The organism is Pseudonocardia halophobica, from assembly GCF_027922425.1.
Lineage (GTDB): Bacteria > Actinomycetota > Actinomycetes > Mycobacteriales > Pseudonocardiaceae > Pseudonocardia > Pseudonocardia halophobica.
Genome location: NZ_BSFQ01000008.1, coordinates 96,537 through 115,060, shown reverse-complemented (window position 1 = coordinate 115,060; position 18,524 = coordinate 96,537). Strand labels below are relative to the sequence as shown.

The 18,524-nt window shown below is 74.4% G+C and carries 21 protein-coding genes; 5 read left to right on the top strand and 16 right to left on the bottom strand.

What is annotated here, in order from left to right:
- Positions 1–16: 16 nt before the first annotated feature.
- The 5 genes from PKE99_RS12360 to PKE99_RS12340 all read right to left on the bottom strand — a co-directional run bounded on the left by PKE99_RS12360 (position 17) and on the right by PKE99_RS12340 (position 4,240).
- Positions 17–919, bottom strand: coding sequence for a hypothetical protein (locus PKE99_RS12360; RefSeq protein WP_156067630.1), 903 nt, complete (start codon positions 917–919; stop codon positions 17–19).
- A 104-nt stretch (positions 920–1,023) separates the two neighbouring features.
- Positions 1,024–1,224 (bottom strand): hypothetical protein, encoded by a 201-nt coding sequence (locus tag PKE99_RS12355; RefSeq protein WP_037046171.1) that lies wholly within the window; start codon positions 1,222–1,224, stop codon positions 1,024–1,026.
- Positions 1,224–1,484, bottom strand: a complete 261-nt coding sequence (locus tag PKE99_RS12350; protein WP_037046169.1) for a hypothetical protein — start codon at positions 1,482–1,484, stop codon at positions 1,224–1,226. Before PKE99_RS12350 ends, PKE99_RS12355 begins: the two co-directional genes overlap by 1 nt.
- A complete protein-coding gene (locus PKE99_RS12345) occupies positions 1,466–2,890 on the bottom strand; it encodes a recombinase family protein (protein ID WP_037046167.1) in 1,425 nt (474 codons plus the stop codon). Before PKE99_RS12345 ends, PKE99_RS12350 begins: the two co-directional genes overlap by 19 nt.
- 24 nt (positions 2,891–2,914) lie before the next feature.
- Positions 2,915–4,240, bottom strand: coding sequence for a hypothetical protein (locus PKE99_RS12340; protein WP_156067628.1), 1,326 nt, complete (start codon positions 4,238–4,240; stop codon positions 2,915–2,917).
- Between the two features lie 145 nt (positions 4,241–4,385).
- Here PKE99_RS12340 and eccD point away from each other — a divergent pair, with 145 nt between their 5' ends.
- Positions 4,386–5,723, top strand: a complete 1,338-nt coding sequence (gene eccD, locus PKE99_RS12335) for a type VII secretion integral membrane protein EccD (protein WP_037046164.1) — start codon at positions 4,386–4,388, stop codon at positions 5,721–5,723.
- Positions 5,717–6,889 carry a type VII secretion-associated serine protease mycosin gene (gene mycP, locus PKE99_RS12330; RefSeq protein ID WP_037046162.1) on the top strand — a complete coding sequence of 391 codons (1,173 nt, stop codon included), beginning with the start codon at positions 5,717–5,719 and terminating at the stop codon, positions 6,887–6,889. Before eccD ends, mycP begins: the two co-directional genes overlap by 7 nt.
- On the opposite strand, the gene PKE99_RS12325 is transcribed toward mycP, so the two are convergent.
- Positions 6,828–7,412, bottom strand: coding sequence for a hypothetical protein (locus PKE99_RS12325; protein WP_051737486.1), 585 nt, complete (start codon positions 7,410–7,412; stop codon positions 6,828–6,830). The two genes, mycP and PKE99_RS12325, sit on opposite strands and share 62 nt — an antisense overlap.
- A gap of 89 nt (positions 7,413–7,501) precedes the next feature.
- On the opposite strand from PKE99_RS12325, the gene PKE99_RS12320 reads away from it, so the two are divergent.
- Positions 7,502–8,374, top strand: a complete 873-nt coding sequence (locus PKE99_RS12320; protein ID WP_037046161.1) for a LysR family transcriptional regulator — start codon at positions 7,502–7,504, stop codon at positions 8,372–8,374.
- Here the strand turns inward: PKE99_RS12320 and eccB are convergent.
- Both eccB and PKE99_RS12310 read right to left on the bottom strand, forming a co-directional pair.
- Positions 8,371–9,699: a type VII secretion protein EccB gene (gene eccB / locus PKE99_RS12315; RefSeq protein ID WP_037046159.1), complete on the bottom strand. Its 1,329-nt coding sequence runs from the start codon at positions 9,697–9,699 to the stop codon at positions 8,371–8,373. The genes PKE99_RS12320 and eccB overlap by 4 nt on opposite strands.
- 148 nt (positions 9,700–9,847) lie before the next feature.
- Positions 9,848–10,297, bottom strand: a complete 450-nt coding sequence (locus PKE99_RS12310; RefSeq protein WP_037046156.1) for a nucleoside deaminase — start codon at positions 10,295–10,297, stop codon at positions 9,848–9,850.
- A gap of 86 nt (positions 10,298–10,383) precedes the next feature.
- Between PKE99_RS12310 and PKE99_RS12305 the strand changes: the two genes are divergently transcribed.
- Positions 10,384–12,270, top strand: a complete 1,887-nt coding sequence (locus PKE99_RS12305) for a hypothetical protein (protein ID WP_197040649.1) — start codon at positions 10,384–10,386, stop codon at positions 12,268–12,270.
- Here the strand turns inward: PKE99_RS12305 and truA are convergent.
- The 8 genes from truA to infA all read right to left on the bottom strand — a co-directional run bounded on the left by truA (position 12,248) and on the right by infA (position 16,909).
- Positions 12,248–13,114 (bottom strand): tRNA pseudouridine(38-40) synthase TruA, encoded by an 867-nt coding sequence (truA, locus tag PKE99_RS12300; RefSeq protein WP_051737485.1) that lies wholly within the window; start codon positions 13,112–13,114, stop codon positions 12,248–12,250. The genes PKE99_RS12305 and truA overlap by 23 nt on opposite strands.
- Positions 13,115–13,130: 16 nt before the next feature.
- The gene (gene rplQ, locus PKE99_RS12295) at positions 13,131–13,787 is read right to left on the bottom strand and encodes a 50S ribosomal protein L17 (protein ID WP_037046154.1); all 657 of its coding nucleotides are present in this window, start codon (positions 13,785–13,787) and stop codon (positions 13,131–13,133) included.
- 2 nt (positions 13,788–13,789) lie between these two features.
- The gene (locus PKE99_RS12290) at positions 13,790–14,839 is read right to left on the bottom strand and encodes a DNA-directed RNA polymerase subunit alpha (RefSeq protein WP_037046151.1); all 1,050 of its coding nucleotides are present in this window, start codon (positions 14,837–14,839) and stop codon (positions 13,790–13,792) included.
- 100 nt (positions 14,840–14,939) lie between these two features.
- The gene (gene rpsD / locus PKE99_RS12285; protein WP_037046149.1) at positions 14,940–15,545 is read right to left on the bottom strand and encodes a 30S ribosomal protein S4; all 606 of its coding nucleotides are present in this window, start codon (positions 15,543–15,545) and stop codon (positions 14,940–14,942) included.
- A 20-nt stretch (positions 15,546–15,565) separates the two neighbouring features.
- Complete coding sequence (gene rpsK, locus PKE99_RS12280; RefSeq protein WP_013677438.1) at positions 15,566–15,973, bottom strand: 30S ribosomal protein S11; 408 nt, start codon at positions 15,971–15,973, stop codon at positions 15,566–15,568.
- Entirely contained in the window at positions 15,973–16,353 is a 381-nt protein-coding gene (rpsM, locus tag PKE99_RS12275) for a 30S ribosomal protein S13 (protein ID WP_037046145.1), read from the bottom strand. Before rpsM ends, rpsK begins: the two co-directional genes overlap by 1 nt.
- Before the next feature lie 166 nt (positions 16,354–16,519).
- Positions 16,520–16,633 carry a 50S ribosomal protein L36 gene (rpmJ, locus tag PKE99_RS12270; protein WP_015883600.1) on the bottom strand — a complete coding sequence of 38 codons (114 nt, stop codon included), beginning with the start codon at positions 16,631–16,633 and terminating at the stop codon, positions 16,520–16,522.
- 54 nt (positions 16,634–16,687) lie between these two features.
- Positions 16,688–16,909, bottom strand: coding sequence for a translation initiation factor IF-1 (infA, locus tag PKE99_RS12265; protein WP_010228514.1), 222 nt, complete (start codon positions 16,907–16,909; stop codon positions 16,688–16,690).
- A gap of 326 nt (positions 16,910–17,235) precedes the next feature.
- On the opposite strand from infA, the gene PKE99_RS12260 reads away from it, so the two are divergent.
- Complete coding sequence (locus PKE99_RS12260; protein ID WP_231498217.1) at positions 17,236–18,516, top strand: MFS transporter; 1,281 nt, start codon at positions 17,236–17,238, stop codon at positions 18,514–18,516.
- The last annotated feature ends 8 nt before the right edge of the window (positions 18,517–18,524 follow it).

Below are 18,524 nucleotides of genomic sequence, written 5' to 3'. Positions count from 1 at the left end.
CCTGAGGACGGCCGCGCTATCGCGGGTCCTGCTCGGCTGAAGACCCGCAGCCTCTCGATTCCCGGGCCGCCGTGCCGTCCCACGCTTTGTACAGGTTTGGGGTCGTGGCGTCCAGATTTCCCCTCCGGGGCGGGCTGGCCCCGGCCGGAGGAGCGGACCGCGGCACCAGGCGTGCCGCCGGAGGAGATGAGATGCCGTCGCACAGACGGCGTGGGATCAGGCCCCCGCGCGGCGGATCTGTCTCCGGGATACGGAGCAGCGGGAGCCCCTCCTCCGCGAGGAACCTGTTCAGCAGCTCTCCTGCGCCTCGGAAGATCGGGTTGAAGACCTCGGCGATGTCGCGCCGCTTCTGCTCACGCTTCTTGCGCTTGATTCCGACGAGCCGGACCCGGATCCCGACGTGCTCGACAGGCACCAGCAGCACGGAGGAGTCCCGCGGGTCCCTGTAGGTCCTCGACAGGTCCACGTCGAACTGCACCGTCGGTGTCGCCTCGATCGGCTTCCGGTGCTTGTCCATGTTGTGGAGGCTGTGCAGCTCCTTCGTCCACGCGACCCCCCGGCAGGGCTGCACAGCCTCGATCCAGGCGGCGTGCTCGGCCCGCATCTGGCCCAGCTGCCTCGCCGTCCTGTCCGATGCCCATTCGTCCGGCGTGAAGCACACCGGGAACTGAGTGCCGTCGGCCGGTTTCCCTCGTGCCAGCCAAGACGCCGTGTAGACGGCGTGGTCGAGGGAGCTGCGCAGGCAGTGCAGGGTTTCGCTGGCCCACAGGCTCACGCTGCGCTTGTCCTCAGGCTGGATGAACCCGTAGAGGTTCTCCGCGTCGAGCGGGCCAGCCTGGGGATTGTCCCGCGGGAAGCGGACGTAGTCCCACTGGTGGGCAGCGATGCGCGCCGAGATCCGTTCGGCCACCTCGTCCATCTTTGCCGCCGCGTCGTTCCCCTGTGTGTACCGCAGCGTGGCCCCGAAAAACGACGGCCCCTCGCCTGATCTCGGGACGACCTCCCAGCTGAACGGCTGCCGCGTCACTCGGCCACGCGCCGGTACACCCAGCGGCCGTCACGCTGCTCACCGGTGCGCCGGTAGGTTCCCGCCCGCAACGGGTCCGGCGACTCCGTCGACAGGTACTCCAGCGACACCGGCGGGTTCTCGTGGTCCGCGCCCGGGATGTCCATCCAGCGGGCAGCCTCCGACGCCGGGTCGACGTACAGCACGTGCAACGACATCAGGTTCCTTCTCCTCCGGGTTCGTACGCATCCCCTACTTGCCACAGCATCGCGATGTACGCCGACAGCCGATCGGCCGGTTCGTCGCCGCGGCCGTCCCAGGGATAGCGCTCGTCGACGTACCGGCCGGCGAGGTCGTGCGCCGCAAGTCTGAGCCGCTCGCCTCCGAACTCGATTAGCCGCTGTTCGGCCATGTCCTGCAGGTACTCCCCGCCGTAGTAGTCCTCCCCGCTGGCCGAGCTCACGACGGTGGCCGCCACTCGATCTGCACGGAGTCCGGATCGAACCAAGCGCCCCCCGGCCGGCGGCCCCGCGGAGCTGGCAGCACCGTGATGGACATCAGCGCGTCGACGATCCCGCGACGACGCTGCAGATCCAGCTTTGCCCACGCGCCGGCCACGTCGTCGGCAGTCACGACGTCCACCAGAGGCGAATGGATTGTCGCCTGCGCGAGCGTCGCCTCCAGCTGCAGCTGCCGCTCCAACAGGGGCCGGTTCGCCGCGTCCATCATCGCCAAACTGATCTCTCCACGGCCCAACCGTGCTGCGAGTTCCGTGCGCTGCTCGTCGATTCCAGCCAGGTCCCCACGGACCTGCGCGATGTCCACCTCGGGAGCCGCCGGCGCGAACAGGTCGCGAGCGTCGTCCATTGACAGGCGCGCCACTGTCAGCTGCGACACGAACTCGTCCAGGCTGTGCGCCGCGCGGGTCACATGCCGCGGGCCGCCGCGCTCGTTCGACCGGCACCGGTACGACGGGTGACGGTGCGTCCCAGACGTGCCGACCACCATCCCCTCGCCGCACGTCGAGCAACGAGCGATGCCGCTCAGCAGCCACCGCGGCGTGTTGCCCCGGCTGGTCCGGCGCGACTTGTCACCGAGCACGGTCACGACACCTTGCCACTCCTCCTCGCTGACGATCGCTGGCCACTTGGCTACACCGACGACGCGGCCGCGGTGCTCGAGCAGACCGGCGTTCCGGGCCCGCTTCAACACGTCCCGCACGGCGTCCGGAGTCCACGCGCGCTCGGCCTTCGTAGTCGTGAATCCGGCCTCGTTCCACGACCGCACGATCATCCGAAGTGAACCGCCCTGCAGCATCGACCGCGTCGCCTCTGCGATTGCACGCGCCTCGGCCGACTCCAACTCCATGCCGCCGCTCTTGTACCCGAACGGACGGACGCCGCCAAGGAACCCGCCGTCCTGCGCGATCTGCAGCATCTTCGCCGCGACACGCTCCGACCGGTGCTCCGACTCGTAGCGGGCCACAGCGCCAAGCTGCCGCGCAACCATCCGGCCCGCCGGAGTCGCCAGATCGAGCGGTCCGGCCTTCACCGTGTGAACGCCGACGCCGCGCGGGTCACAGACCTCGATCCACTCCTCGAGCTCCGTCGGTGAGCGGTGAAGCCGGTCGCTGTGCCACGTCAGGACCGCGTCGACCTTCCCGGCCCTGATCGCGTCGAGCAGCGCGCGGTATGCCGGACGTGGCTTGCCCGAGTACGCGGACATGTCGTTGTCCTCGAACGGCGGTAAGACGACCTCCCAGCCGAGGTCTGCGGCGAGTTGTCGACAATCGCTGACCTGCCGCTCGACGCCGAGGCCGGCCCCGGTCTTGTCGCGACTGATCCTCGCGTAGATGGCGCATCGCCGGGGTCCTGTTGCCTGCACGAGCCGTAGTGTGTCATAGTCCCGCTAGGCGTTGCCCGACCCCGTCGCGCCGACGCACAGCCCGTGCGGACCGCTGCCGCCCCGCGCGGACTCCTTGAGGTCGAGCAGGAGCGGGCGGCCGGCGTCGTCGAGCCCGAGCGGGACCCGCATCCGGTCGGCCGTCGAGCGCGACCGGCGCAGCGTCGCGACGTCCGCGGGGCCGATCCCGCCGAGTCCCAGCAGGTCCGGCAGGCCCTCCGCCGCCGGCCGGGTCCGCTCGGTGCCCGCGGGCCGGTACCGGGCGAGGCGGCGGGCGAGGGCGAGCGCGTCGGCGGCGTCGAGCTCGTCCGGGCGCGCGACGGCGCCGGGCTCGTCGAGCCGCAACCGCACGACCGACGCGGACTCCCGCCGGGCCGCGGGCACCCCGACCCGCAGCACCGTCACACCCTCCGCCGCCGCCCACGCACCGGGCCCGTCGACCGGGCCGTCGACGACGACGAGCAGATGCCGTGGCCCGGGGTCCGCGGCCCACCAGCGGCGCAGCTCGTCCGGATCGGAGGTGATCATGCGGACCGGGCCGAGGGCGTCCCGCTCGACGGCATGGGCGTTGTGCGGCAACCACTTCAGCCAGTCCCAGGCCTGGTCGCCGGTGAGTGCCGCGACGTGGACGTCGGACGGGCCGTGCCCGAGCACGAACCCGGCGACGACGGCCCGCGCGACCGCCCGTGCCCGCTCCGGACCGCCGTCGAGCCACACCGCCGACGCCGCCCGCAGGTCGACCGCGACGGGAAGGTCCGGCACGACCGAGCGCCGGGCCAGCAGGCGGCGGAGGGCGCGGGCGCTCACCGGCTCGACGCCGTCGACGGGCCCGGTGCGGGGCGGAACGAGCGGGGTGGCGAGCCGCTGCGGTCCGAGGCCGACCCGGACGCGGGCGAAGTCCGCGTCGCCGGGGTCGTGTTCCCACAGCCGGCCGGCCGCGAGCATCTCGGGCCAGGCGGCGGGATGCGGGTACAGCTCCTCCAGCGCCGCCCGCTGTGCCGCGGCCGCACGGTCCGCGCGTGCGCGCAGCTGGGCGAGATAGCGCAGGTAGTCGCGGCGGTCCTCGTCGACGGTCGCGGTGCGCTCGGAGCCGCGGGCGGTACCGCCCGTGAGCAGCATGCCGACCGACGACAAGGCGAACATCCCGCCGAACACCCACGCCGACGGCTCGCTCGACCCCACGGCGACCACGCCGAGCGAGCCGAGCAGCATCGCGACCGGCAGGACCCGGGCGAGCAGCCCGGGCGGGACCGCGCGCTCCGGCTCCGGCGGCGGCTCCACCCGGATCTCGCCGGTGGGCAGCGGCGGCGTGCGCCGGCGGTGCCGTGCCACCTCGACCGTCCCCAACTCGTGCCCCACTTTCGCCGAACGGCCGCGGGCGGACCCCCGTTCGGCCGATACTGCGGCCCGATGATCGCAACGCGAGGCGCTCTCGCGGGGCGGTTTCGCCGAAGTCGTGAGTACTGGGAGGTCGCGTGTGGACGCCTACCGCCGGGTGACGGTGCTGGCCCCGGCCTGCCGGCTCGACGTCGCGCTGCCGGCCGACCTCGCCGTGGCCGAGCTGGTCCCGATGGTGCGGGAGCTGCTGGGCGACCCCGTGCCCGCCGCCGGACGGGCCCCGGTCCCGTGGCGGCTCGACGGCGCGGCCGGGGCACCGCTCCCGCCGGGCGCCACGCTCGCGCAGCTCGGCGTGCACGACGGCGAGCTGCTGCGGATCGGTCCCGCGCTCGCCCCGCCGCCACCGCCGCAGTACGACGACCTGCCCGAGGCCCTCGCCGCGGCGGTCGAGGCCGGGGTTCGGGGCGGCGACCGGGTCCTCCCGCTCGCGGTTCTCGTCGCGGTGACGGCCACGTCGGCGCTGCTCGCGGGGGTGCGCGGGGGTGGGCTGCTCCTCTCCGCGGCCGGGATGGTGGTGGGGGTCGGGGCGGCGGTCGGTGCTCTGGTGGTGGCGCGGGTCAGTGGGCGGGGGGTGGGGGCCGGACCTGCGCCGGCGGGATCCGAGGACAGGGCGCGGAACCTCCTGGCCGCTCTCTGCGCCCTCCCGCCGGCCGCTGCGGCGGGTTGGCTCCTGGCCCCCGGCTCGCCGACGGCCGCGGCGCTGGGTGCGGCGCTGCTCCTCGCCCTGGCCGCGGCGACCGCCCAGGCCGTGGTGCGGATCGTCGCACCCGTCCTCACCGCCGCCGCTCTCGTCGGTGCGACGGCGGCCCTGAGCTGCGCCGTTCTCCTGCTCACCCGCGGCACTCCCGCCGCGGCCGGAGCGGTGTGCGCGGCCGTCGGTGTGCTCGTCGCTCCTCTGGTACCGCGGCTGGCGCTCCGGCTCGCGGGGCTACCGGGCCCCGAGGATCCCGTGCACCCACCACCCGAACCGGAGCCCCGGGCCGATCTCGCCCGCCGCCACCTCGCCGGTCTGGTGCTCGGCGGCGCAGTCGTCACCGCCGGCGGCGCGGGGCTCGCCGCCACCGCCCCGGGGCCGTGGGGTCCGCTCCTCGCGGCGGCCGTCTGCGTCGTGCTCCTGCTGCGCGCCAGGGGGTTCGCCGAGCCGCTCCCCTCCCGCGCGCTGCAGGTGGCGGGGCTGCTCGGCGGGTGCGGCGCGGCGGCAGCGGGAATCCTTGCCGCCCCCGCCCCGATCCGTCTCCTGGCGGCGCTCGCGAGCCTGGCCGCCCTGCTCGTCGTGCTCGCGCTGCACGCCCGGCCGCGCCGCTCCGGACCGGTCGGCCGCCGCACCCTCGACCTCGCCGAACTCGTGCTGACCGCCTCGTGCGTGCCGCTCGCGGCGGCAGCGCTCGGCCTGTTCGCGCTGGCCCGCGGATGGTGAGCGCGCTCGTCCCGGTCGCCGCGCTGCTGCTCGCGCTGGCGCCGGGACCGGACGGCGGACTGAGCCAGGTGACCGAGTGCGTCGGGGCGGGCGGCACGGAGCGGGGCGGTGGGCTGCCACTGGCCCAGGTGCACGCGTTGGCCGACGGCACCGGCATCCGGGTCGCGGTGATCGACACCGGCGTCGCCCCGCACCCGCGCCTGGCCCGGCTGACCGGCGGCGGCGACTACCTCACCGGCGGCGACGGACTCACCGACTGCGACGGTCACGGCACCGCCGTCGCGGGGCTGCTCGCCGCCGCCCCGAGCCCCGACGACGACGTCGTCGGCGTGGCACCGGGCGTCGAGGTCGTCGCGATCCGGCAGGCCAGCCCGTCGTTCACGGTGACGACGGCGAGCGGCGAGACCCTGCCCGCCGGCGACACCGCCACGCTGGCCCAGGCGGTGCTGCGGGCGGTCGGCCTCGGCGCCTCGGTCGTGACGATCAGCGAGGCCGTCTGCCTCGACGCCGCTCGCGCCGCCGTCGTCGGGCGGCCGTTGCGGGCCGCGGTGCGGGCGGCGAAGGCGGCGGATGTGCTCGTGGTCGCCGCCGCCGGCAACGTCGGCTCCGGCGGCTGCACGGGCGAGCCGGGCGAGGTACCCCTGCCCGCCGCCGCGGGCTTCGCCGGCGGCCCGGGCGTGCTCGACGACGGGGTGCTCGCCGTCGCCGCCACGACCCCCGACGACGCCCCGGCCCCGTTCACCGTCCACGGCCCCTGGGTCGACCTCGCCGCCCGCGGAACGGGTCTGCGGTCGCTCGCCCCCGGCTCCGGGCTCACCGGTCCCGACCTGCAGGGCACGAGCCTCGCGGTGCCGATCGTCGCGGGCACGGCCGCGCTGGTCCGGCAACGCTTCCCCGTGCTCGACGCGACGGCTGTCGCCGAACGCCTGGTCGCCACGGCCCGGCGGGTCCCGGGCGGTCGGTCCGACGCGCTCGGTGCCGGCGTCGTCGATCCGCTCTCCGCCCTGACCCTCCTCACCGCGGCCGACCCGCGCCCGGCCGCCTCCGCGGTCGCGTCCCGCCCGCCCGCGCGCCCGACGCCCGCCTGGGTGCCGATCGCCGCGGTCACGGCGCTCTGCGTCCTCGCCGCCGCCTCTCCGCTCCTGGTGCGTCGGCTCCGTCCCTGATCCGACGCCCGCTCCACAGCGGCTCCGCCGCGGCCCACTCCGCAGCGAGCCGGCGGGAACGCTGCCGGGCCGCGGCCGCCGCTGTCAGCCACACCGCTGCGGCGATCGCCGCCCCGCCGAGCAGCACGATCAGGCCACCGACGACGACCGCGTCGGCCGTGCCCGTCGCCGGCGGAGCGACGGGGCGCCCGGCGGTATCGACCCACAGCGGCACGGTCCGGCCCGCGGGGGTGCCCGGCGCGACCGTCACCGGCCCGCGGCGACCCGTGCCGTCCGGGGCGAGCCACACGGCCTGCACCGGGACCTGCGAGACCAGGGCGTTCTCGTCCGGCGCGCGGACGGGGGCGCCGGCGACGGTGGTCGCCTTGGTGCGGTGCAGGTCCGGCGCCGCGCGGGACACCGCCCGCGCCCCGGCCGCGTCGCCGAAGAGGACCGCCAGGACGAGCACGACGAAGGCCGCGGCCGGCGCGATCCGCCGCACCACGGCTGCCACCCGCTCGACGTCGAACCCGGTGTGTGTCACGGATCGAGAATCGGCCGGTCGTGACGGAAGCACAATGTGCCGATCGTCGGGTGAGACTTCGGCGGATCCGAAGGCTGTACGGTCCGGGCATGGCGTTCGACCTGCTCGATCTCCGGCTCTTCCTCGCGGCGGCCGAGCACGGCAGCATCACCCGCGCCGCCGAGCTCGTGCACCTCTCGCTGGCCTCGGCGAGCGGCCGGATCCGGGCGATGGAGGCGGCCTCGGGCGCGCCGCTGCTCGACCGGCACCGGCGCGGAGTCGTCCCCACGCGCCCCGGTGTCCTGCTGCTGACGCACGCGCGGGAGATCGTCGAGCGCCACGACCGGATGCGCCTGGAGCTCGCGGACCTCGCGGGCCGGCCTGCGACGGTCACCGTGCTGGCCAACACCTCCGCGGCGACCCTGCTACCGGACGTCCTCATCGGCTTCCTGGCCGAGCATCCCGACGCCGACGTCGACCTCCTCGAGCGGCCGAGCCACCGGATCGTCGTCGGGCTGACGTCCGGGCGGGCCGAGTTCGGGCTCCTCGCCGACACCGTCGACCTCGCCGGGCTGGAGACGGTCCGGCTCTGCCCCGACCCGCTGCAGGTCGCGTGCACCCCGGACGACCCGTTGGCGAGGGCCGCGACCCTCACGTTCGCCGAGGTCCTCGACCGGCCCTTCGTCGGCTACGCCGAGGGGAGCGCGTTCGAGGAGCACCTCCGCCGGCAGGCCCTGCCGCTGGGCGCGCATCCCCGGCACCGCGGCCGCTTCCCCGACGCGGCGTCCGTCTGCCGGGCGGTCGCGGCCGGCGTCGGGATCGCGGTCCTGCATGCGCGCAGCATCGCCGACGGGCTCGTCCGCGTTCCCCTCGCCGACGCCTGGGCCGACCGCGACCTCGTCCTCGCGACCCGTGACCTCGCCGGGCTCAGCCGGCCCGCACGCGCCCTGGCCGACCGGATCCGCAGCGAGCTGAGGCCTTAGGACCCGACGGCGCGGCGGGCGTCGGCGAGGTCCAGGCGCCCGCCCTGCGGGAGCAGTCGGAGCGCGGCCTCGGGCGCGGCCGGGAGGGCGGCCGGCAGGCCGAGCGCGGCGGCCGTGTCGGCGTCGGCCACGCCGTGGGCGATCCCGCTCGCCGACAACAGCCAGACCGTGCCGCCCCCGGTCGGCGAGACCGCCCGCACCGGCCCGCCGCCGAGCAGCACGGCCGCGGCCGCCTCACCACCGGTCAGCGGCACCCGCACACCCTCCCGGACCGCCGGCAGCATCGGCGTCAGGCTCACCCCGGGGCGCGCGTCGGCCGCCGTCGCGCACACGATCCCGCCGTCCGACGACCACGCGGGCACCCGGTCCGGCCACCCGGCGGTCGGCAACGTGGTGAGCCGCGGGGCCTCGGCGACGACGGCGGGCGCGACCTCGCGCGGACCCGCTCCACCCTGTGCCCGCAGCACCTCGGCGAGGGTCGCGGGTACCTCCTGCGCGCCGCCCGGCACGATCGCCAGGAAGGCGCGGCCGCCGTCGAGACCGGTGGTCGTCAGGACGTCGCCGGGCCGGCCTGGCACCCCGCGCGGGCCCGGGCCGTCGGGCAGGACGGGCGGCGCCAGGGCCGGTCCCTCGGGGATCGCGGAGAGCGTCGACGCGCCGACCTTCCGGGGCGCGGCGCCCGCGAGGCCGAGACCGGTCAGCACGGTGGGATCCGCGCCCACCGCGTGCCGGACGCCGTCGAGCACCGCGAAGCGCTCCCCGCCGGGCGCCTCGACGAACAGCGCCGGTGCCGCCGGAGTCCCGGCCCCCAGCGTCCCGGCCAGTACCGTCGTGCCCTCCGGCGCGTCGCAGACCGCCCAGCGCTCCGGCACCGCGGGCCCGTCGATCGCGACTCCTACCGCGCCCGGTAGCTCGGCGGGCGGGTTCCGCGCCACAGTCACGAGGTCGGCGTCCGGCACCATCCGCGGCTCGCCCGGTGGTTGCCCGAGTGCGGCGAGGACGAGGCGCCCGGCGACGGCGTCAGGCACCGGGACCAGCCGGTCCGGCTCGTGGGCGACGGCGTACACCGCGCCCGACGGCGTGCCGACCACCAGCGCCTGCCGGCTCCAGTCCGGCCGGGGCGCGAGCGCCGCCTGCACCGCGGCGGCACCGAGCCCGAGCAGCGCGAGGACGACGCCGACCAGCGTGGCCCGGCGCTGCGCGCGCAGCTGCTCGTGCAGCGGCACCGGGTCGGCCCGCACGAGCGCGGCCTCGAGCCGCCGGAACGCGTAGCGGTGGGCGTCGGCCTGGTCGCGGGTCGCGGGCGGCGGGACCGGGAACGGCACGTCCGGACGCTAGCTCCGCGGCGCCCTCGACCGAGGCGAAACGGGAGAACTCGTGCCCGGCCTCCCGGATCGCCACCTCGGACGCACAGAACTCCCGACTCGCGGTGCCGGAACTCCCGACTCGCGGTGCCGGAACTCCCGACTCGCGCTACTCCTCCGCCACCCCGATGTCCTCGTTCCACAGGTCGGGGCGGGCGGCGATGAAGTCCTCCATGAGCCGGACGCAGCGCTCGTCGTCGAGCAGGGTCACCCGGACCCCGTGTTCGGCGAGCCAGTCGTGCCCGCCGGTGAAGGTCCGGCTCTCCCCGATGATCACCGCGCCGATGCCGAACTGCCGGATCAGCCCGCTGCAGTACCAGCACGGCGAGAGCGTGGTGACCATCGTGGTGCGCCGGTAGTCCCGCTGCCGGCCCGCGTTGCGGAAGGCGGCCGTCTCGCCGTGGACCGACGGGTCGTCGTCCTGGACCCGGCGGTTGTGCCCGCGGCCGAGCACCTCGCCCCCGGGCCCGAGCAGCGCGGCGCCGATCGGGATGCCTCCCGACGCGAGCCCGGCGCGGGCCTCCTCGAGCGCGATCTCCAGGGCGGCGTGTGCGTCCACGCGGCCCAGCCTCCCATCCGGGGCGCCCGTGCGGTGCCCGGGCAACCCACGCGAAACACACCGTTCCGCTGGCTACTGTGGGAAGCGTGGACACGCCCCGAGAGACCCCCGGTGAGTCCACCACCGACGCCGCCCCCGACGCCGGCGCCGCCACGCCCGACCCCACCCTCGACTCCGTCCCCGAGACCGCCGACGACCTCACGCTGCTCCGCCGGTACGAGCCGGTCCTGCGCTACACGAAGGGCGAGCTGTTCCTGCCGGTGACGGTCGGGGACTACGTCCGCCGCTGCAGCCTGTGGGACGAGCCGGCGGGCGACCGCAAGCGCCCCGGCGAGCCGCTCGTCCCAGCCGGCGAGCTCACGCTCGAGGGCCTCGGCGAGGCCGGCCGCCGCTACCGGGAACGTCGTCTGCACCTTCGGTTCGTGCAGGAGTCCCTCGGGGCGCGCGAGGTCCAGCGGTGGCGCCGCGCCGAGCGCCCGCGGCTGGGCGGCATCGGCCGCTTCGCCGCGGTCGGGGTGATCGCCCGGCTGATCGACGTCCTGCTGCGGCTGTCCCTGCTCGTCCGCGGCAAGGTGCCCAACGGCCTCGTCGCGGCCGCCCACCAGCGCGCCCGCGACCTGACCGGCGCGACCTACTACGGGCGTGTCGTGCGCACCGCGGGCTACACGGTCCTGCAGTACTGGTTCTTCTACGCCTTCAACGACTGGCGCTCGACCTTCCACGGCGTCAACGACCACGAGGCCGACTGGGAGACCGTCGCCGTCTACCTCGTGCCGGACGGGGCCGGGGGCCTCGTGCCGGCGTGGGTCGCCGCCTCCACGCACGACGACCACGGCGACGACCTGCGCCGCCGCTGGGACGACCCGCGGCTCGACCGGGACGGCACCCACGCGGTGCTCTACCCGGGCGCCGGGTCGCACTCGCACGCGTTCGTGGCCGGGGACTACGTCGTCAGCGTCGGCCTTCCCCCCCTCCGCGCGGTCCTGCGCACGCTCCAACGCGTGCGGCGCTGGCTGATGCCGTTCGCGCCCGAACCCGGGACCGGCGGCTTCGACATCCCGTTCATCGACTACGCGCGCGGCGACGGCGTCCGGCTGGGTCCGGGGGGACGCTCGTGGACCGCGGTGCTCGTCGACGACGGCACCACCTGGATCCGTGACTTCCGCGGCCTGTGGGGGCTCGACACCCGCGACTCCTTCGGCGGCGAGCGCGCCCCCGCCGGGCCCCGCTACGAGCGCGACCGGACGGTCCGCCGCTCCTGGGCCGACCCGTTGGGCTGGGCGGGCCTGGACAAGGTGGCCGCGACGGCCGAGGAGGAGGCCGCGGCGCTGCAGGAGCGGATGAAGGTCCTGCAGACCCGGGTCGACGAGCTGGAGGACGAGATCGAGACCGAGCGCGCGGGGGTCCGCGGCCTCCACGCGGAGCTGCGGTTCCTCGCCGCCCGCTCCGACGCCGCCCCCGGCCGCCCCGCCCACCTCGAGGAGCTCGAACGGCGGGAGCGCGAGCTCGCGGAGCTGGTGGCCGAGCGGGTGCGGCTGACCGAGGAGATCGACGTCCAGGCGGACCGCCTGGCGGGCCCGCGCCCGCCCGGCCCGCCCGATGCCCACCTGCGCCGGCCGCACATGCCGTACGTGGTACCGGCGGACCTCCGGTCCCGGTTCCTGCGGGTGTGGGCGGCGCTGTCGATCCCGGTGCTCATCGGCGGCCTCGGCGCCCTGCTGTTCTGGCCGCACCTGTCGACCCTGGTGTGGTTCGCCGTCGGCCTCGTGCTGTTCGCCGTGGTGGAGGCCGTGGCCCGGCGCCGGTCGATCGAGTTCGCCGCCACCATGGCCGGGCTCGCGATCACCGCGCTCGTGATCACCAGCGGGGTGATCGCACTGCTGTCCGGCTGGAAGATCGTGCTGGCCGGGTCGCTGGCCCTGGCGGCGCTGGTCCTGCTCGTGGTGAACGTCAGGGAGCTGCGGGGGCGGTAGGTCCGGTCGGGACCCGCAGGTTGCGGGTGACCTCGGCCCGCGCGGCGAGCGCGGCGTCGTCCGGGTAGTCCACGCCGACGAGGGTGAGCCCGTGCGCCGGGGCCACGGCCACGCCCTGCCGCTCCGCCCGGCCGAGCAGCGCGGCCGGCCAGTCGACGGCGCGACGCCCGCGCCCGACGTCGAGCAGCGCACCGACGAGGCTGCGGACCATCGAGTGGCAGAAGGCGTCGGCCGACACGGCCGCCGACACCACGCCGTCCGCGTCCCCGGTCCACGAGAACCGCTCCAGCGCGCGGACGGTCGTGGCGCCCTCGCGGCGCTTGCAGAAGGCCGCGAAGTCGTGCTCGCCGAGCAGCCGCTCCGAGGCGGCGTTCACGGCGTCGAGGTCGATCGGGTACGGCCAGGACACGGTGTCCCGCGCGCGCAGCGGCTCGGCCCCGTACGGGGTGGTCGCCACGCGGTAGACGTAGTGCCGGCGCAGCGCCGAGAACCGGGCGTCGAACGCCGCGGGGACGGGGGTGACGGCGCGGACCCGCACGTCGGGCGGCAGGAACCGGGCGAGCCGGCGGACCAGCCGCGCGGTGTCGACGTCCGCCGCGAGGTCGGCGTGGGCGACCTGGCCGGTGGCGTGCACCCCGGCGTCCGTACGCCCGGCGACGGTGAGCCCGACCTCGGTGCGCAGGATGCGGCTCAACGCGTCGACGAGCACACCGCACACCGTGCGGCGGGTCGGCTGTACCGCCCAGCCGGAGAAGTCCGTGCCGTCGTAGGTGATGTCGAGACGAAAGCGGGCGAGCCCGCCACCCTCGCGGGTGGCGGGCTCGTCCGGATACTGCGTGGTCACGCGAGTGGACCCCTGATCAGGCCTTCTCGGTGCCCTTGTCGTCCTTGTCCGACGCGTCGTCGGCCTTCGCCTCGGCGCCCGCGGACTCCTCGGCGTCGGACGCCGGGGCGGTGGCCGCCTCGGCCTCCTCGATCGCCTCGGCGTCGGTGGGCTGCGGCTGACCCGCCGCGGCCACCGTCTCCTCGGAGACCGGCTGGTCGGCCGCCGTCTCCTCGGTCGCGGTCTCCTCGGTCGCCGTCGCCTCGGCCGCCGGGGCGGACTGCGTGGCCTGCGAGGCCGCCGCGCGCCGGGCCCGGTTGGCCTCGTCCGTGACGGTCTTCTGCTGGATCAGCTCGATCACGGCCATGGGGGCGTTGTCGCCCTTGCGCGGCAGCGTCTTGGTGATCCGGGTGTAGCCACCGTTGCGGTCCGCGTAGAACGGGCCGATCTCCTCGATGAGGCGGTGGACGACGCCCTTGTCGCGGATGACCTTGAGGATCTCGCGGCGGTTGTGCAGGTCGCCCCGCTTGGCCTTGGTGATCAGCCGCTCGGCGTAGGGCCGCAGCCGGCGGGCCTTGGCCTCCGTCGTGGTGATCCGGCCGTGCTGGAACAGCGCGGTCGCCAGGTTGGCCAGGATCAGCCGCTGGTGAGCGGGCGAACCGCCGAGGCGGGGCCCCTTGGTGGGCTGAGGCATGGCTACAACTGCTCCGTTTCTGCGTAGTCCTGGCCGTCGTCGGAGAACGGGTCGGCGTCGTAGCCGCCGGTGTCGGTCCCGTAGTCCGAGGCGGCCGCAGACGGGTCGAACCCGGGCGGGCTGTCCTTGAGCGCGAGGCCGAGGCCGACGAGCTTCATCTTGACCTCGTCGATCGACTTCGCGCCGAAGTTGCGGATGTCCAGCAGGTCCGCCTCGCTGCGCCCGACGAGCTCACCCACGGTGTGGATGCCCTCGCGCTTGAGGCAGTTGTAGGAGCGGACGGTGAGGTCGAGCTCCTCGATCGGCATCGCGAAGGCCGCGATGGTGTCCGCCTCCTGCGGCGACGGACCGATCTCGATGCCCTCGGCGTCGACGTTCAGCTCGCGGGCGAGGCCGAACAGCTCGACGAGGGTCTTGCCGGCCGAGGCCAGCGCGTCGCGCGGGCCGATGCTCGGCTTGGTCTCGACGTCGAGCACGAGCTTGTCGAAGTCCGTGCGCTGCTCGACACGGGTGGCCTCGACCTTGTAGGTCACCTTGAGGACCGGCGAGTAGATCGAGTCGACCGGGATCCGGCCGATCTCGGCGCCGGTGGCCTTGTTCTGCATCGCCGGCACGTAGCCGCGGCCCCGCTCGACGACGAGCTCGACCTCGAGCCGGCCCTTGTCGTTGAGCGTGGCGATGTGCAGGTCCGGGTTGTGCACGGTGACACCGGCCGGCGGGACGATGTCCCCCGCGGTGACCGCGCCCGGGCCCTGCTTGCGCAGGTACATCGTCACCGGCTCGTCCTCCTCGGAGCTGACGACCAGCTCCTTGAGGTTGAGGATGATGTCGGTGACGTCCTCCTTCACCCCCGGCACGGTGGTGAACTCGTGCAGCACGCCGTCGATGCGGATGCTGGTCACCGCCGCCCCCGGGATGGAGGACAGCAGGGTGCGCCGGAGCGAGTTGCCCAGCGTGTAGCCGAAGCCCGGCTCGAGCGGCTCGATGACGAACCGGGAGCGGGTCTCGGTGACCGAGTCCTCGGTCAGGGTGGGGCGCTGAGAGATCAGCACTGTGTGTCTCCTTCGTATGCCGCGACACCCACTATTTGATGTCGCAGTGAGCCCCCCGCCCCACTGCAGGGCGGGGGGACGAACAGGAGACCGGCGAGGGCTACTTGGAGTAGAGCTCGACGATCAGCTGCTCGGTGACCTGCGTGTCGATCTGCGCGCGCTCGGGCAGCTGGTGCACGAGGATGCGCAGGTTCGACGGGACGACCTGCAGCCACGCCGGGACCGGGCGGTCGCCCTGGGTCTCCTTGGCGATGACGAACGGGTCGAGGTTCAGGCTCTTCGGCCTGACGTCGATGATGTCGTACTGCGAGACGCGGAAGCTGGGGATGTTCACCTTCTGGCCGTTGACCAGGAAGTGCCCGTGGTTCACCAGCTGCCGGGCCATCCGCCGGGTGCGCGCGAGGCCCGCCCGGTAGACGACGTTGTCCAGCCGCGACTCGAGGATGCGGAGCAGCTCGTCACCGGTCTTGCCGGAACGGCGGTGCGCCTCCTCGTAGTACGAGCGGAACTGCTTCTCCAGCACGCCGTAGGCGAAGCGCGCCTTCTGCTTCTCCTGCATCTGCAGGAGGTACTCGGTCTCCTTGATCCGGATCCGGCCGTGCTGGCCGGGCGGGTAGGGACGGCGCTCGAACGCCTGGTCGCCGCCGACGAGGTCGACCTTCAGCCGGCGGGACTTGCGGGTCATGGGGCCGGTGTAACGAGCCATCTCTGGTTACTCCCTCTCCCTTAGACCCGGCGCCGCTTGGGCGGGCGGCATCCGTTGTGCGGCTGGGGCGTGACGTCGGAGATCGTGCCCACCTCGAGGCCGGCGGCCTGCAGCGAGCGGATCGCGGTCTCGCGGCCCGAGCCCGGGCCCTTCACGAAGACGTCGACCTTCTTCATGCCGTGCTCGGCCGCCTTGCGGGCGGCGTTCTCGGCGGCCATCTGCGCCGCGAACGGCGTGGACTTGCGCGAGCCCTTGAAGCCCACGTGCCCGGCGGAGGCCCACGCGATCACGGCACCGGTCGGGTCCGTGATGGACACGATGGTGTTGTTGAACGTGCTCTTGATGTGCGCGTGGCCGTGCGCGACGTTCTTCTTCTCCTTGCGGCGGACCTTCTTGGGTCCGGCCGCGCCACGGGTGCGGGGCGGCATTACTTCTTACCTGCCTTCTTCTTGCCCGCCACGGTCTTCTTCGGGCCCTTGCGGCCGCGCGCGTTGGTCTTCGTGCGCTGGCCGCGGACCGGAAGCCCACGACGGTGGCGGATGCCCTGGTAGCACCCGATCTCGATCTTCCGGCGGATGTCGGCCTGCACCTCACGGCGCAGGTCGCCCTCGACACGGAAGTTGTTCTCGATGTACTCGCGCAGGGTGGCGAGCTGCTCGTCGGTCAGGTCCTTCGAGCGCAGGTCCACGCTGATGCCCGTGGCGGCGAGGATCTCGAGCGAGCGCGAGCGCCCGATCCCGTAGATGTAGGTCAGTGCGACCTCCATCCGCTTGTCGCGGGGGAGGTCGACACCAGAGAGTCGTGCCATGCGGCTGGTGTCTCCTTGGGTCGTGCCGGGTACTCCCGACGGCCGTCCCTGGTGACTGGCCAGGGCACCGGCCCGGTACCGGAGGTGTCACCGCGCCTCGGGTGGCGCGGCAGGTCCGTCGGGTTCCTCTGTTGAGCTGTGAGCGTCTCCGCGTGGAGTGCGGTGATCAGCCCTGGCGCTGCTTGTGGCGCAGGTTCTCGCAGATCACCATGACCCGGCCGTGACGGCGGATCACCTTGCACTTGTCGCAGATCGGCTTGACGCTCGGCTTGACCTTCACGTCTGTCCTTTTGCCGTTCCGTGTGGGTCTCCGGGGGCGGAGCCCCCGGATGTGTCACTTGTAGCGGTAGACGATGCGGCCGCGGGAGAGGTCGTAGGGAGAGAGCTCCACGACCACCCGGTCCTCGGGGAGGATCCGGATGTAGTGCTGCCGCATCTTCCCGCTGATGTGCGCGAGGACCCGGTGCCCGTTCTCCAGCTCCACGCGGAACATCGCGTTCGGCAGGGGTTCGACGACCCGGCCCTCGACCTCGATCGCCCCGTCCTTCTTGGCCATGTCCTCCGCGTTCCGTGACAGGTGACTGTTGTCGGTCGTGCTGGTACTGCAGGTACTGCTGGGTACTTCTGGGGTACTGCTCGCCTTGCTGCGGGCGCACCACGGGGCGGGGACGGGACCGGAGGGTGCGCACGCGCACGAGCGGAACCGGCGCCACACGGCGCGCCGAGGACCCAGTGTACGTGTGCTTTACAGGGCCCGGCACATGGGGTACGCGCGCGGGAAGCCGCCGGCCCCGCGACACGGGCCCCGGGCACCCCGCTCCTGTCCGCTTCGCCCGGAATCCGGTTGACCTCGACCCCGGTGCAGGTGCTCCAGTATGCCTCGTGAGCACCGGAACGGCACCCGTCCCGCAGCGCCTGCCCCGGCCGCTGCGGCCCTTCCGGCACCGCGACTACACGATGCTCGCGCTGTCCATGGCGGCGTCGTTGTTCGCCAGCGGGCTGTGGATCGTCGCGCTGGTCTACCAGGTCATCGCGCTGGGCGGCGGGCCGTCGGACCTGTCCCTGGTGTCCGCGGCCGCGGCCACCGGCCTGCTGGCGAGCGTCCTGCTGGGCGGGGTGGCGGCGGACCGGGTCTCCCGACGGCTGCTGCTCCGGCTCGTCGAAGCGGTGCGGATCGTCATGGCCGGCCTCGCCGCGACGCTCGCGCTGACCGGCACCCTGCAGCTCTGGCACCTGGCGGCCGTCGCGTTCGTCGTCGGTGCGGCCGAGGCCTTCTTCTACCCGGCCTACTCGGCGATCCTGCCGACACTGCTGCCGGCCGACGAGCTGCTGGCCGCCAACGGCCTCGAGGGCGTCCTGCGGCCGGTCGCGATGTACGCCGCGGGCCCCGCGCTGGCCGGCGGACTGGTCGCCGCGTTCGGGCCGGGCGTCGCGCTCGGCGGCGCCGCCGCGGGGTACGCGCTGGCGCTGCTGCCGCTGCTCGCCATGCGGGTGCCGCCGTCCGCGGAGGAGGAGCGGGAGCACAGCTCGGTCCTCGCCGACCTGCGCGAGGGCTTCGCCTACCTGCTGCGCACCGGCTGGCTCTTCGCCACGCTCGCCTTCGCGGTGCTGCTGGTGCTGGTCGTGATCGGCCCGATCGAGGTGCTGCTGCCCTTCGCCGTCCGGGACCAGACGGCGAGCGGACCGGGCGGGTACGCGCTGGTGCTGGCCGCGTTCGGGCTGGGCGGCGCGGCGGGCTCGCTGATCGCCTCGGCGGGCCGGATGCCACGCCGCTACCTCACGGTGATGATCCTGCTGTGGGGTGTCGGCGGCGTCCCGCTGGCCGCGATCGGGTTCACCGACCGGCTGTGGGTCATGGGCGCGATCGTCGGCGTGGTCGGGGCGGCGCACGGCGCGGCCATGGTGATCTGGGGAACGCTGCTGCAGCGCCGCGTCCCGTCGCACCTGCTCGGCCGCGTCTCGAGCCTCGACTTCTTCGTGTCGCTCGCGCTGATGCCGGTCTCGACCGCGCTCGCCGGCCCGGTCGGGGAGGCGGTCGGCATCCCGCTCACCTTCGCGATCGCCGGCCTCGCCCCGGTGCTGCTCGCCGTCGCCGCGGTCGTGGGCTGGCGCCTGCACCGCGACGAGCTGCAGCACCCCCTCGACCCCACCCCCGAACGGTGAACGGCGCT

Coding starts and splice junctions, on each gene's coding strand:
- PKE99_RS12360 (WP_156067630.1), bottom strand. CDS start 919: ATGGACGAGGTGGCCGAACGGATCTCGGCGCGCATCGCTGCCCACCAG.
- PKE99_RS12355 (WP_037046171.1), bottom strand. CDS start 1,224: ATGTCGTTGCACGTGCTGTACGTCGACCCGGCGTCGGAGGCTGCCCGC.
- mycP (WP_037046162.1), top strand. CDS start 5,717: ATGGTGAGCGCGCTCGTCCCGGTCGCCGCGCTGCTGCTCGCGCTGGCG.
- PKE99_RS12320 (WP_037046161.1), top strand. CDS start 7,502: ATGGCGTTCGACCTGCTCGATCTCCGGCTCTTCCTCGCGGCGGCCGAG.
- rplQ (WP_037046154.1), bottom strand. CDS start 13,787: ATGCCTCAGCCCACCAAGGGGCCCCGCCTCGGCGGTTCGCCCGCTCAC.
- rpsD (WP_037046149.1), bottom strand. CDS start 15,545: ATGGCTCGTTACACCGGCCCCATGACCCGCAAGTCCCGCCGGCTGAAG.
- rpsK (WP_013677438.1), bottom strand. CDS start 15,973: ATGCCGCCCCGCACCCGTGGCGCGGCCGGACCCAAGAAGGTCCGCCGC.
- rpsM (WP_037046145.1), bottom strand. CDS start 16,353: ATGGCACGACTCTCTGGTGTCGACCTCCCCCGCGACAAGCGGATGGAG.
- infA (WP_010228514.1), bottom strand. CDS start 16,909: ATGGCCAAGAAGGACGGGGCGATCGAGGTCGAGGGCCGGGTCGTCGAA.